At 64.9% G+C, this 12,394-nt stretch carries 12 protein-coding genes; 5 read left to right on the forward strand and 7 right to left on the reverse strand.

What is annotated here, in order from left to right; all coding sequences use genetic code 11:
• Positions 1-132: 132 nt before the first annotated feature.
• Positions 133-2,064: a LapD/MoxY N-terminal periplasmic domain-containing protein gene (locus GH681_RS11725; protein ID WP_153161664.1), complete on the reverse strand. Its 1,932-nt coding sequence runs from the start codon at positions 2,062-2,064 to the stop codon at positions 133-135.
• A gap of 4 nt (positions 2,065-2,068) precedes the next feature.
• Entirely contained in the window at positions 2,069-2,773 is a 705-nt protein-coding gene (locus GH681_RS11730) for a transglutaminase-like cysteine peptidase (protein ID WP_228111885.1), read from the reverse strand.
• Positions 2,774-3,092: 319 nt separating this feature from the next.
• Here GH681_RS11730 and GH681_RS11735 point away from each other — a divergent pair, with 319 nt between their 5' ends.
• Complete coding sequence (locus GH681_RS11735; RefSeq protein WP_153161665.1) at positions 3,093-4,919, forward strand: TolC family outer membrane protein; 1,827 nt, start codon at positions 3,093-3,095, stop codon at positions 4,917-4,919.
• Positions 4,920-5,025: 106 nt separating this feature from the next.
• Here GH681_RS11735 and GH681_RS11740 read toward each other — a convergent pair whose 3' ends face one another.
• Complete coding sequence (locus GH681_RS11740) at positions 5,026-6,129, reverse strand: aromatic ring-hydroxylating dioxygenase subunit alpha (protein ID WP_153161666.1); 1,104 nt, start codon at positions 6,127-6,129, stop codon at positions 5,026-5,028.
• Positions 6,130-6,255: 126 nt separating this feature from the next.
• Here GH681_RS11740 and GH681_RS11745 point away from each other — a divergent pair, with 126 nt between their 5' ends.
• The 4 genes from GH681_RS11745 to folE2 all read left to right on the forward strand — a co-directional run bounded on the left by GH681_RS11745 (position 6,256) and on the right by folE2 (position 10,196).
• Complete coding sequence (locus tag GH681_RS11745; protein WP_153161667.1) at positions 6,256-6,483, forward strand: exodeoxyribonuclease VII small subunit; 228 nt, start codon at positions 6,256-6,258, stop codon at positions 6,481-6,483.
• Positions 6,480-7,373, forward strand: a complete 894-nt coding sequence (locus GH681_RS11750; RefSeq protein ID WP_153161668.1) for a polyprenyl synthetase family protein — start codon at positions 6,480-6,482, stop codon at positions 7,371-7,373. Before GH681_RS11745 ends, GH681_RS11750 begins: the two co-directional genes overlap by 4 nt.
• Before the next feature lie 46 nt (positions 7,374-7,419).
• Positions 7,420-9,318 carry a 1-deoxy-D-xylulose-5-phosphate synthase gene (dxs, locus tag GH681_RS11755; protein ID WP_153161669.1) on the forward strand — a complete coding sequence of 633 codons (1,899 nt, stop codon included), beginning with the start codon at positions 7,420-7,422 and terminating at the stop codon, positions 9,316-9,318.
• A 71-nt stretch (positions 9,319-9,389) separates the two neighbouring features.
• Positions 9,390-10,196 carry a GTP cyclohydrolase FolE2 gene (gene folE2 / locus GH681_RS11760; protein WP_153161670.1) on the forward strand — a complete coding sequence of 269 codons (807 nt, stop codon included), beginning with the start codon at positions 9,390-9,392 and terminating at the stop codon, positions 10,194-10,196.
• Positions 10,197-10,277: 81 nt separating this feature from the next.
• Here the strand turns inward: folE2 and rplS are convergent, their stop codons facing one another.
• The 4 genes from rplS to rpsP form a co-directional block, all read right to left on the reverse strand.
• The gene (gene rplS, locus GH681_RS11765; RefSeq protein WP_153161671.1) at positions 10,278-10,682 is read right to left on the reverse strand and encodes a 50S ribosomal protein L19; all 405 of its coding nucleotides are present in this window, start codon (positions 10,680-10,682) and stop codon (positions 10,278-10,280) included.
• A gap of 88 nt (positions 10,683-10,770) precedes the next feature.
• A complete protein-coding gene (gene trmD / locus GH681_RS11770) occupies positions 10,771-11,550 on the reverse strand; it encodes a tRNA (guanosine(37)-N1)-methyltransferase TrmD (RefSeq protein ID WP_153161672.1) in 780 nt (259 codons plus the stop codon).
• The gene (rimM, locus tag GH681_RS11775; RefSeq protein ID WP_153161673.1) at positions 11,550-12,053 is read right to left on the reverse strand and encodes a ribosome maturation factor RimM; all 504 of its coding nucleotides are present in this window, start codon (positions 12,051-12,053) and stop codon (positions 11,550-11,552) included. The genes trmD and rimM overlap by 1 nt, the downstream gene beginning before the upstream one ends.
• A 37-nt stretch (positions 12,054-12,090) precedes the next feature.
• Complete coding sequence (gene rpsP, locus GH681_RS11780; protein WP_153161674.1) at positions 12,091-12,342, reverse strand: 30S ribosomal protein S16; 252 nt, start codon at positions 12,340-12,342, stop codon at positions 12,091-12,093.
• Between the last annotated feature and the right edge of the window lie 52 nt (positions 12,343-12,394).

The following is a 12,394-nucleotide window of genomic DNA, read 5'->3' on the forward strand; positions in this document are numbered from 1 at the left end:
TAGCCTCCTCACCCACACCGCCTTCTACCGCCAAAGCGGGCATCACAAAAAACGGCAACAATGATCGACTCATTGTTGCCGTTTTTGCACATCTGAAGCCTGCGGGCCGCCGCCCGCGCTGCTCAAACCATCTCAGCCCTGGGCGGCCAGCCGGCGCGACGCCTCCGGCCCGGTCATGCCGCCAACCCCCAGCCACGCCGCCGTCGCCCATTCCTCGGACGAGTGCACCTGCTCGGCGTAAACCACCACGCCCAGCCCCCGCGCCACGTCCACGATGGCCTTCACCAGCCGCTGGTGGCCGACGTTTTCGTGCAGGCTGGCCACAAAGCTGCCGTCCAGCTTGAGGTAAGCCAGACGGATCGCGTACAGCCGCGGCAGCGCCGCCAGCTGACGCCCGAAGTGCTCGATGCCCAGCTGCGCGCCGTGACGCGCCAGCACCTCGGCCAGCGCCTCCAGCCCGGCCAGATTGGCATCCAGACCGCGCTCGCTCACCTCCAGCGCAATCCGCGACGCGGCCGGGCCGGCGGTGGCCAGCAGCACATCCAGCTGCTCGAGGAAGCCCGGCTCGATGAGTGAGCGGGGCGCCACGTTGATCGCCACCGGATCGTTTGATCTCACCAGCCGCTCGATGCCAAGGCGCACCGCCTCCAGGTCGCAGGCCGACGCCAGGCCCACCCGCACCGCCGCTGGCATGAACTGGCCGGCGGTCATCACGCTGCCGTCCGCCGTCGGCAGGCGCAGCATGAACTCCCGATGCACCAGGCTGCCATCGCCGGCCAGCACCGGATACTCCACCAGGGTGAACTCCCGCCGCGCCAGCGCGCCTTCGATCAACTCCCGCCAGGCGCCTTCGCCCGGGGCCGGCGACGGAATGTCCACGCCTTCGCCATTGACCACCAGCGCGTCGATGGACTCGGCCCGCATCAGCGCCGAATCGACCCGCGCCAGCACGGTGCCCGCCGCCTCGCCGCGCCGGTAGCCCATCACCGCCGCGCGGGCCTTCAGGCCGCCCGCGTCGCCGGTCTGCAGGTCGAGGGCGGCGATCGCGCTCTGCACCCGCTCGAAAACCCGCCGGCCCTCGTCGAGCCCTTGGCCCGGCAGCAGAATCGCGAAGTCGGCGCCGCCCACCCGGGCCAGCGACACGTCGTCCACGCCGTCCAGGCTGGCCTGCATCGCCTTGCCCACGGCCATCAGCCATTCGTCGGTGCGGGCCCGGCCCAGATGCTGGTTGAGCGTTGCCAGATCGGCGATCCGCAGCATGCCCACGCAACCCACGGCCGGCGCATCGGAATCGGCCAGCACCCGGCGCAGCTCGCCGCTGAAGCACGCCCGATTGAGCAGCCCGGTGCCTGGATCGCGGCTGCCCTCGTCGCGCAGTGCCTCGATCCGCGCCGCCTGCTCGGCAAACAGTGCCCGCACCCGCTCCGACATGTGGTTGAGCGCCGCCGCCACGCTGCGCAGTTCCACCACCTTGGGCTCGGCCAGCACCCGGAACTGCCCGGTCCCGATCGCCGCCGCCTGCTCGGCCATCTCGGCCAGCGGTTGCCGCACCCAGCGCAGCAGCGCCGAAACGCCCATCGCCCAGAACAGGCCGATCGCCAGCATCAGGCTGCCCAGCTGGAGCACACCGTTCCACAGGGAGCGATACGCGTAGCCCCGGGCCGCCTCGACCGACACCAGCCCGATCTGCCGCCAGCCGTCGCTCACCTGGGCCTGACCCGGGCGCACGTCCATCGGCAGCACGGTGACCAGCCAGCCCGGCACGTCCTCGGGCTGATCCGGCTGGCTGCGCTCGATCTTCACCTTGCCGCTGCTGTCGATGAAGCGGATCGACCGGTAATGGCCACCGTCGAACAGCGCCGTCACCAGCAGCTCCATCGTCGCCGCGTCCTTCGTCTGCTGGGACATGGATAAGGCCAGCGACACCGCGCCATCGCTCGACTGGGCCCGCAGCTGTTGCTCGAAGTAGCCGCGGGCCGTCATCAGGCTGACGGCGAACGCGCCCACCAGCACCAGCCCCATCGCCACCACCACACTCACCCACAATCGCTTCAACAGTGACATGACCTTAATCCCTCAAACCTTCTGCATTCATCCGCAGCAACATCTCGCGCCAGCGGGAGACGCGATCCACCGGCTGTGACGCCTGGGTCGCCCCACCCACGAAGATGCCCTGCATGTTGAAACTGAAAACCGGCGCCAGATCGGGCCGCGCCGACGCCGGCCGGATGCCGGTGACCAGGTTGTCGAGCACCAGCGGCACCGCGTCGGGCGTGGCGTAGTAGCTCAGCACCATGTGCGCCTGGGTCACGCTGCTGCCGGCGCCGCCGATCCGCGCCCGCACGTAAGTCATCCGCAGACGATCTTCCGCCACCCCGAGCTCGCGCAGGGTGAAATACTTGGCGAAAACATAGTCCTCGCAGTCGCCGGAGCCCCGGGCGAGCACCTCCAGCGGCGTCGCCCAGTAATCGGTCTGGCCCCACACCTGGCTGTCCTCGGCAAAGCGGACGCGCCGGTTGAAGAACTCATTGACCCGCTGGAGCTGCACCTCCTCGGGCAAATCCCGCCAGCTAACCACCGCGCTACGCCAGCCATCCACCGCCTCGGCGGCGGCGGCGCCAAAGCGCAGCTGCGCCACCTGGCGCATCCGGTCCATGTCGAAGCCGCCCCGTGCCCCGCCGGCGATCAACAGGATCACCGCGCCGCTGGCCGCCGCGAGACGGCGGCACACCATCGCCGGACGGCCTGGGCGCAAGACGGGAAGGAAGCGCATCGAAGGGAAGCGGTAAGGCTGTCGCTGGTGTAGGGGAATGTGTCATGCCGGATGCCACCTTGCGGCATGCCGGCAGTCCAGGTGTACGGCCTCGCCCTGGAAAAGTTAAATTTCGCCCCCAGGCACTATAAATTGTGAAAAATGTTTTCCGTTAGGTGATATTCAAGGGCCAAAAGACCAAAACTCCAAATACTGCGCACCTTCGACAGTTTGTGGCCCGTAGAATCCAATCGCGATAGCCCATTCAAATCAACGGCCCCGAACGATCTGCCGGATTCTTTCGCACCAGCACGGCACATTTCGAAACTACGAGACGACAATGTTCAAAGCAACAAAGCTCTCCGTCTGCCTGACACTCTCCCTGCTCTCCATGGCACCTGTCCACGCGGCGCCGGGCACGATGCGCGACGCGATTGAAAAAGCGATCCTGCGCAATCCGGAAGTGCTGGCCCGCCTGCACAACTACCAGGCCGCCGATGCCGAACGTGACGTGGTGCGCGGCGGCTACTTCCCCCGTGTCGACCTGCAGGGTTACACCGGCCGCGAGCGCCGCGAGACGCCCACCACCGGCCCCGACACCTACTCCCGCCCCGGCTACCAGCTGCAACTGCGCCAGCTGGTGTTCGACGGCTTCGCCACGCGCAACGACGTCAAGCGCCTGGGCTTTGCCCGCGCAACCCGCTATTTCGAGCTCCTCGGCACCACCGACGACACCGCCTTCGAAGCCGCCCGCGCCTACCTCGACGTGCTGCGCTACCGCGAACTCGCCGGCCTCGCCCAGGAAAACTGGGCCATCCACAAGGAAACCGTCGATCAGATCGAGCGTCGCGTGAAGGCCGGCGTCGGCCGCCGGGTCGACCTCGAACAGGCCTTCGGCCGTCTGGCCCTCGCCCAGTCCAACTGGCTCACCGAAAGCTCCAACCTCCACGACGTCTCCCAGCGCTTCCAGCGCATCGTCGGCGAGGCCCCGGCCGACGCCCTCGACAAGCCACCAGTCTTCACCGACAAGCTGCCCACCGAAAAGGACGTGCTGCGCCAGGCCATCACCGACAACCCCGGCTTCAAGGCCGCGGTCGCCAACATCCGCGCCTCCCGCGCCAACATCGACGTGCAGCGCGCCAACTACTCGCCGACCGTCGAAGTGCGCGCCAGCACCGGCATGGACAAGAACCTCCTGGGCGTGACCGGTGAAACCAACACCAACGCCCTGCAGGTCCTGATGAACTGGAACCTCTTCAAGGGCGGCGCCGACGAAGCCCGCATCCGCCAGTCCCACGAGCAGCTCTACAACGCCACCGACCTGCGCGACAAGGCCTGCCGCGACATCCGCCAGCAGACCGCCATCGCCTGGAACGACGTCAAGAAGCTCAAGGAACAGCTGATCTACCTCGAGCAGCACCAGCTCTCCACCGAGAAGGCCCGCGATGCCTACCGTCAGCAGTTCGACATCGGCCAGCGCAGCCTGCTCGACGTGCTCAACACCGAGAACGAACTGTTCGAGGCCAAGCGCGCCAGCACCCGCGCCCGCTTCGACCTGACCCAGGCCGAACTGCGCGTCCTCACCCAGACCCACACCATCCTCCCGAGCGTGAAGCTGGCGCCCGTCGCCCGCACCGGCCCGGAAGAAGCCGGCGTCACCGAGCCCGGCGAAGACGAGACCCTGCTGTGCAGCACCACCCTGCCTGTGGTCGCGCCCCTCGACACCGCGGGCGCCATGCAGGGCCGCACGCCGCCGGCAGCCACCCCGCTGCCCGTGGCCGAGGCGGTAGCCGCCAGCGTGGCGAGCACCAGCGCCCCGGCCGCACCGAGCGCAGCGCAGGCGATCGAGCCGCTGGTCAAGTCATGGGCCGCCGCCTGGTCGGCCAAGGATGTGGCACGCTACAAGTCGTTCTACTCCAGCGCCTTCAAGCCCGACCAAGGCACCCGCGAGGCCTGGATGGCAACCCGTGAAAAGCGCGTCACCAAGCCCGGCGAGATCGCCGTCGAGATCGACAAGCTGAACGTCCGCAGCGTCTCGGCCAGCACCGCCGAAGCCAGCTTCGTCCAGCAGTACCGCTCGAAGGGCTTCAACGACGCGATGAACAAGACCCTCCAGTACCAGCTGGAAAACGGTCAGTGGAAGATCATCCGCGAGTCCAACCGCTGATCGCCCCACCCGCCCCGCCACCCGCGGGGCACAAAAACAAAGGGAGCCACGTGGGCTCCCTTTGTTTTGGGTGACACACCCAGCAAGGGGCGCCACGGATGCGGCATTACAGGTGCGGCTGGATGATCCGGCGATAGAACTCGTGGAAGTGCTGCATCCCGTCTTCGTAGGGCGACTGGTAGGGCCCGACCTCAGAACGGCCTTCCTTCATCAGCGCTAGACGGCCACGATCCATCCGCTCGCCGATATCATCGTCCTCGATCGCGGTTTCCATGTAGGCGGCCTGTTCGGCCTCGACGAAATCGCGCTCGAATTCGAGGATCTCTTCCGGGTAGTAGAACTCGACGACGTTGGTCGTCTTGTTTACGTCGGTCGGGATCAGGGTGCTCACCACCAACACGTTGGGGTACCACTCAACCATGATGTTGGGGAAATAGGTCAACCATATTGCCCCATGTTTCGGCATTTCCCCGCCGTTGTAGTTGAGCACGGCCTCGTGCCAGCGCTTGTAGGCCGGCGACCCGGGCTTCTTGAGCGAAGTGATGCCCACCCGCTGCACCGAATACCACTCGCCGAACTGCCAGGTGAGATCGTCACAGGTGACGAACTGGCCCAGCCCCGGGTGATAGGGCACCACGTGGTAGTCCTCGAGGTACACCTCGATGAAGGTCTTCCAGTTGTAGTTGCACTCGTGGATTTCGACCCGATCAAGCTTGTAGCCGTCGAACTTCAGCTCGCCCGCCACCTGCATTCCCGAAAGATCGGCGTTCGCCGAGCGCGGCCCCTTGAAGAGCAGACCCTGCCAGTTCTCAAGCTTGTCGCGCTGAAGGTTGAGGCACGGTTTTTCCGGGAAATGCGGCGCACCGATCAGCAGACCGTCGGGGTTGTACGTCCAGCGGTGGATCGGACAGACGATGTTCCGCTCGGCCGTGCCGGTGCCCTGCAGCATGATCGCCTGACGGTGACGGCAGATGTTGGACATCTGGTAGAAACCGTCGTCGCGATTGACCAGCAGCTTGGCGTGGTCGCGCCACTCCAGCGAGCGGTACTGGTTGACTTCCGGCACCATCAGCTCGTGGCCGACGTAGCCCGGACCGGCATCGAAGAGGAGACGCTTCTCCAGCTCGAAGATTTTTTCGTCGAAGTACCACGATACCGGCAACTGGGAAACAGCCGGCGATAGATGTGCCTGAGAAGCGATATCAGACATCCCGAACCCCCTTGTCGAAAGCGAAAGCCCGAAACGTAAAGCTCGCCATTGTATAGTATTACGCGTTTGACCTGAAGCCCGACGATAGGCTATTTTTACGGTTTGCCTCCAGTCAGTTCCGGCAGCATGGTCAAATCATCCGCAAGCAAGCCCGCCAGTTTCGAATCGGCCGTCGCCGAACTCGAAACCATCGTCCAGGACATGGAAAACGGGCAACTCCCCCTGGATCAGGCCCTCGCCGCCTACCAGCGCGGCACCGTGCTGCTGCGCCAGTGCCAGGCGCAGCTGACCAAGGCCGAGCAGACCATCCGGGTGCTCGAAACCGAGAATACGCCGGAAGACACCCAGCCATGAGCGCCACCTTCAGCCAATGGATGGGCGACATCCAGCAGCGCACCGAATCCGCCCTTGATCGCGCCCTCCCCGGCGCCGACATCGCCCCGACCCGCCTCCACGACGCCATGCGCTACGCCGTCCTTGGCGGCGGCAAGCGGGTCCGTCCGCTGCTCGTGCACGCCGGCGGCCAGCTCACCGGCGCCGCGCCCGAACGCCTCGACCGCGTCGCCTGTGCGATCGAGATGATCCACGCCTACTCCCTCGTCCACGACGACATGCCGTGCATGGACGACGACGTGCTGCGCCGCGGCAAGCCCACGGTTCACGTCGAATACGACGAAGCCACCGCACTCCTCGTGGGCGACGCGCTGCAGACCCAGGCCTTCCTGCATCTGGCCGACGGCACCGTCTGCGACGACCCGCAACGCCAGATCGCCATGATCCGTCAGCTCGCCCAGGCCAGCGGCTCCCGCGGCATGTGCGGCGGCCAGGCCATTGATCTGGGCTCGGTCGGCCAGCAGCTCACGCTGCCCGAACTCGAGTTCATGCACATCCACAAGACGGGCGCCCTGATCCGGGCCTCGATCAACCTTGGCGTACAATGCGGCCGCAGCCTCGACGAAGCGCAGATGGCCTCCCTCGACCACGTGGGCAAGGTGATCGGCCTGCTGTTCCAGGTGGTGGACGACATCCTCGACGCCGAGGCCGACACCGCCACGCTGGGCAAAACTGCCGGCAAGGACGCCGCCAACGACAAGCCGACCTACGTGAGCCTGCTGGGCGTCACCCGCGCCCGCGAACTCGCCGAAGAGATGTGCCAGGAGGCCCTGGATCGCCTCGCGCCCTTCGGCGACAGCAGCCAGCGCCTGGCCGAACTGACGCGCTTCATCATCCGCCGCCAGTTCTGAGCCACCGCCAACCGAATTTCGCCCATTAACGACCCGGTAACCCGGAATGCCTCACGCAACGCAGCCCGCCTCTCCCCGCGCCAGCCTGCTGGACCGGATCGCCTCACCCGCGGATCTTCGCAAGCTCGAAGCCAGCGAACTCCCCGTCCTGGCCGACGAACTGCGCAATTTCCTGATCGATTCCGTCTCCCGTACCGGCGGCCACCTGTCGTCCAACCTCGGCACCGTCGAACTCACCATCGCCCTGCACTACGTCTTCAACACGCCCGAAGACCGCATCGTGTGGGACGTGGGCCATCAGACCTACGCCCACAAGGTGCTCACCGGCCGCCGTGAGGCCATGGCGGGCCTGCGCCAGTACCAGGGCATCTCCGGCTTCCCGCGGCGCTGTGAGAGCGACTACGACACCTTTGGCACCGCCCACTCGTCCACCTCGATCTCGGCCGCCCTCGGCATGGCCGAAGCGGCCCGCCTGCGCGGTGAAGACCGCCGCGCCATTGCGGTGATCGGCGACGGCGCCATGTCGGCCGGCATGGCCTTCGAGGCCCTCAACAACGCCGGCGACATCCACGACACCAACCTGCTGGTCATCCTCAACGACAACGAGATGTCCATCTCGCCGCCGGTGGGCGCCCTCAACAAGCACCTGTCGCGCCTGCTCTCCGGCCGCATCTACAACGGCGCCCGCAAGATCGGCAAGCGCTTCCTCGAAAACCTGCCGCCGCCGGTCTTCGAGCTGGCCCGCCGCACCGAGGAGCACGTCAAAGGCATGGTCATGCCCGGCACGATGTTCGAGGAGTTCGGCTTCAACTACATCGGCCCCATCGACGGCCACGACCTAGAATCCCTGCTCCCCACCCTGCAGAACCTGCGCACCCTCAAGGGCCCGCAATTCCTGCACGTGATCACCCGCAAGGGCCAGGGCTACAAGCTCGCCGAGGCCGACCCGATCCTCTACCACGGCGTCTCCAAGTTCGACCACACCGCAGGCATCGCCACCGGCAAGGATTCCAAGGGCGGCGGCAAGCTCACCTACACCCAGATCTTCGGCGACTGGCTGTGCGACATGGCCGCCATCGACAAGCGCCTGGTGGCCATCACCCCGGCGATGCGCGAAGGCTCCGGCATGGTCCGCTTCGCCCACGAATACCCCGACCGCTACTACGACGTGGGGATCGCCGAGCAGCACGCCCTCACCTTCGGCGCAGGCCTCGCCTGCGAAGGCTTCAAGCCGGTGGTGGCGATTTACTCCACCTTCCTGCAGCGCGCCTACGACCAGTTCATCCACGACGTGGCGCTGCAGAACCTGCCGGTGATGATGGCCATCGACCGCGCCGGCCTCGTCGGCGCCGACGGTGCCACCCACCACGGTGCGTTCGATCTCTCGTACCTGGCCTGCATGCCCAATCTCACCATCTTCTGTCCGGCTGACGAGAACGAATGCCGGCAGATGCTCTACACCGCCTACATGCACGACGGCCCCACGGCCGTGCGCTACCCGCGCGGCAGCGGCCTGGGCGTCACGCCGATGGCCGACATGAGCCTGATGCCCATAGGCAAGGGCGAGATCCGCCGCCAGGGCAAACGCACCGCCCTCCTGGCCTTCGGCAGCATGCTCGGCAATGCCCTCAAGGCCGCCGACCAGATCGACGCCACCGTCGCCAACATGCGCTTCGTGAAGCCCATCGACCGCGAGCTCATCCTCCAGCTTGCCGCCGGGCACGAACTGCTGGTCACCCTCGAAGAAAACGCCACCATCGGCGGCGCTGGCTCCGAGGTGACCCGTGTCCTCCACGAAGCCGGCGTTCAAGTCCGCGTGCTGCAGATCGGCCTGCCCGACCGCTTCATCGACCACGGCGACCACGCCCAGCTCTTCACCGAGATCGGCCTGGATGTGCCGGGCATCCTCAAACGCATCGAAGAAGCCTATCAGCCGAATAGTTGAGTGCTTTTGTCGGGAATGATAGGATCAAATCGTTGGGAACACAGATTCCCGCGAGACCATAGAGAACAGCCATGACGACCCAGACCCCAACCGCCATCCCGGACGTCCAGAACTCCGCGGATTCCCGCCAGCTCGCCATCAACAAGGTGGGCATCAAGTCCATCCTTCACCCCATCAAGGTGATGGACAAGAACGGCGGCGTGCAGCACACCATCGCGATGTTCAACATGTACGTCGGCCTGCCCCACAACTTCAAGGGCACCCACATGTCCCGCTTCGTGGAGATCCTCAACAGCCACGAACGGGAGATTTCGGTCGAATCCTTCGAGCCCATGCTGCGCGAGATGGTCCACAAGCTCGAGGCCGAGACCGGCCACGTGGAGATGACCTTCCCTTACTTCATCAACAAGGCCGCCCCGGTTTCCGGCGTGCAGAGTCTGATGGACTACGAAGTCACCTTCATCGGCGAGATCCGCGAAGGCGGCGTCTATGAGTTCACGATGAAGATCGTCGTGCCGGTGACCAGCCTGTGCCCCTGCTCGAAGAAGATCTCCGAGTACGGCGCCCACAACCAGCGCTCCCACGTCACCGTCACCACCACCACCAACGATCACCTGTGGATCGAGGAACTCGTCCAGCTGGTCGAAGGCCAGGCCTCCTGCGAGCTTTACGGCCTGCTCAAGCGCCCCGACGAGAAGTACGTCACCGAGCGCGCCTACGACAACCCCAAGTTCGTTGAGGACATGGTGCGCGATGTGGCCGGCTGCCTCAACCGCGAGCCCCGCATCGATGCTTACGTGGTCGAATCCGAGAACTTCGAATCCATCCACAATCACTCGGCCTACGCGCTCATCGAGCACGACAAGCGCGCACAGTAACGCCCCCTCCTCTGCCGGCAACGGCGGAGCAGGACGAAAAAAAACGGCACCCGAAGGTGCCGTTTTTTGTCCCGCTGAAGATCAGGCAGAAGCCTTGGCAGCAGCAGCCTTCGCAGCGAAGGACTTGTGATCGAGCTTTTCCTTGATCCGCGCGGACTTGCCGGAGCGGCTGCGGAGGTAGTACAGCTTGGCACGACGCACGTCACCACGACGCTTCACTTCGATGCTGGCGACCAGCGGGGAGTAGGTCTGGAACGTACGCTCCACGCCTTCACCGGAGGAAATCTTGCGTACGATGAAAGCGGAATTGAGGCCGCGGTTACGCTTGGCGATGACGACGCCTTCGTAAGCCTGCAGACGCTCACGGTTACCTTCCTTGACCTTCACCTGAACGATCACGGTGTCGCCGGGGGCGAAATCGGGAACGGTCTTGCTCTGGGTCAGGCGGGTGATTTCTTCTTGTTCCAGTTGCTGAATGAGGTTCATGCGTAACTCCAATCAATGATGAGGCCTTTGGCCCTTCGTGCAGAGCAGGTCGCCACCTGGTACACGCCTTTTTTATGAAACCGGAAGACTAATCCGCCGGTTTCGCTTCTGCCCGCCGGAAAGCTTCCAGCAGACGGAATTCTTCCTTGCTCAACGCACGACCTTCCAGCAGATCCGGCCGCCGCTGTTCGGTGCGGCCGAGGGACTGCTGGAGCCGCCAGCGCCGGATCTCGGCGTGATTACCAGACAGCAGCACGTCCGGCACCGCCATGTCCTCGTAGAGCACCGGGCGGGTGTAGTGCGGGCAATCCAGCAGACCATCGACGAAGGAATCCTCCACCGCCGAATCCTCGTCGTTCAATGCGCCCGGCAATTGCCGGATCATCGAGTCGAGCAATACCATTGCCGGCAACTCCCCGCCCGAAAGCACGAAGTCACCCAGCGAAATCTCTTCGTCGACGCAGCGTTCAATCAAACGCTGATCAACACCTTCATAGCGGCCGCACAACAGCACCACGGCCGGCTCGGCCACAAGCTCGAGCACACGCGCGTGATCCAGACGGCGCCCTTGGGGCGACAGGTAGATCACCCGACCTGCACTGCCGACCGAAGCCTGCTGACGCGCCTTGGCGGCGACGATCGCCTTCTCGAGCGGACCGGGCAGCATCACCATTCCGGGGCCACCGCCATAAGGGCGATCATCCACAGTACGGTAACGGTCTTCGGCAAAATCCCGGGGATTCCAGCAGTTGAGCTCGTAGAGCCCACGCTCCCGGGCACGCCCGGTGATCCCGAATCCGGACAGCGCCGAAAACATTTCAGGAAACAGCGTGATGACGTCAAAGGCCCTGCGACCAGAAGCCGGCATCACCAATCCGCTTCCCACTCCACCGAAATCACGCCAGCAGCAACATCCACCTTGCCGACATAGCTCGCGACGAAGGGAATCAGGCGCTCGGTATCGCCATCCTGAATCTGCAGCACATCGTGCGCGCCCGTGGACAGCAAGCCAGTCACCTTGCCAAGAACGACGCCAGCGGCGTTGCGCACTTCCAGGCCGATCAGATCGCCCCAGTAGAATTCGTCCTCGTCGGGCTTTGGCATCGCCTCCCGCGGGGCTGCGATGTAGTAACCCGCGACGGCTTCCGAAGCGTTGCGGTCGGGCACTTCGGCAAAGGCGGCCACAAGATCGCCCTTGCCATGCTCCTTACAGCCCGTCAACGTGTACGGCACCCAGTCCGAACCATCAGGATCGGTACCGAGCCACCATTGGGGCATTTTCTTCCATGACAGCGGATCATCCCCGAAAGGATGAACCCGCACCCAACCCTTGACACCGAAGGGAGCGACAATTCGCCCCAATACAATCATTGATCGACGCTCAGAAGGCTGGGTTTGATACCGACGCTCAGGCAGCAGCCTTGGCGGACTGCTTGACGAGACGGGCGACGGTGTCGGAAAGCTGAGCACCGTTGCCTTGCCAGTAGGCCAGGCGCTCGGTGTTCACGACGAGGCCCTTTTCAGCGCCCGAGGCAACCGGGTTGTAGAAACCAACGCGCTCGATGAAACGGCCATCGCGGCGATTGCGGGAATCAGCGGCGACGATGTTGTAGAAAGGACGCTTCTTGGAACCGCTGCGGGCAAGACGAATGACAACCATGACTATCCCTGATCCGATGGAAATTGGAAAAACGTTGGATATTAAGGCACCT

The sequence above is a fragment of the Zoogloea sp. 1C4 genome (assembly GCF_009469605.1).
In the GTDB taxonomy this organism is placed as follows: domain Bacteria; phylum Pseudomonadota; class Gammaproteobacteria; order Burkholderiales; family Rhodocyclaceae; genus Zoogloea; species Zoogloea oryzae.

Excerpts from the sequence above, each read along its gene's own strand:
- GH681_RS11725 (WP_153161664.1), bottom strand. The coding sequence starts at position 2,064 with ATGTCACTGTTGAAGCGATTGTGGGTGAGTGTGGTGGTGGCGATGGGG.
- GH681_RS11730 (WP_228111885.1), bottom strand. The coding sequence starts at position 2,773 with ATGCGCTTCCTTCCCGTCTTGCGCCCAGGCCGTCCGGCGATGGTGTGC.
- GH681_RS11735 (WP_153161665.1), top strand. The coding sequence starts at position 3,093 with ATGTTCAAAGCAACAAAGCTCTCCGTCTGCCTGACACTCTCCCTGCTC.
- GH681_RS11740 (WP_153161666.1), bottom strand. The coding sequence starts at position 6,129 with ATGTCTGATATCGCTTCTCAGGCACATCTATCGCCGGCTGTTTCCCAG.
- GH681_RS11745 (WP_153161667.1), top strand. The coding sequence starts at position 6,256 with ATGGTCAAATCATCCGCAAGCAAGCCCGCCAGTTTCGAATCGGCCGTC.
- GH681_RS11750 (WP_153161668.1), top strand. The coding sequence starts at position 6,480 with ATGAGCGCCACCTTCAGCCAATGGATGGGCGACATCCAGCAGCGCACC.
- dxs (WP_153161669.1), top strand. The coding sequence starts at position 7,420 with ATGCCTCACGCAACGCAGCCCGCCTCTCCCCGCGCCAGCCTGCTGGAC.
- folE2 (WP_153161670.1), top strand. The coding sequence starts at position 9,390 with ATGACGACCCAGACCCCAACCGCCATCCCGGACGTCCAGAACTCCGCG.
- rplS (WP_153161671.1), bottom strand. The coding sequence starts at position 10,682 with ATGAACCTCATTCAGCAACTGGAACAAGAAGAAATCACCCGCCTGACC.
- trmD (WP_153161672.1), bottom strand. The coding sequence starts at position 11,550 with ATGCCGGCTTCTGGTCGCAGGGCCTTTGACGTCATCACGCTGTTTCCT.
- rimM (WP_153161673.1), bottom strand. The coding sequence starts at position 12,053 with ATGATTGTATTGGGGCGAATTGTCGCTCCCTTCGGTGTCAAGGGTTGG.
- rpsP (WP_153161674.1), bottom strand. The coding sequence starts at position 12,342 with ATGGTTGTCATTCGTCTTGCCCGCAGCGGTTCCAAGAAGCGTCCTTTC.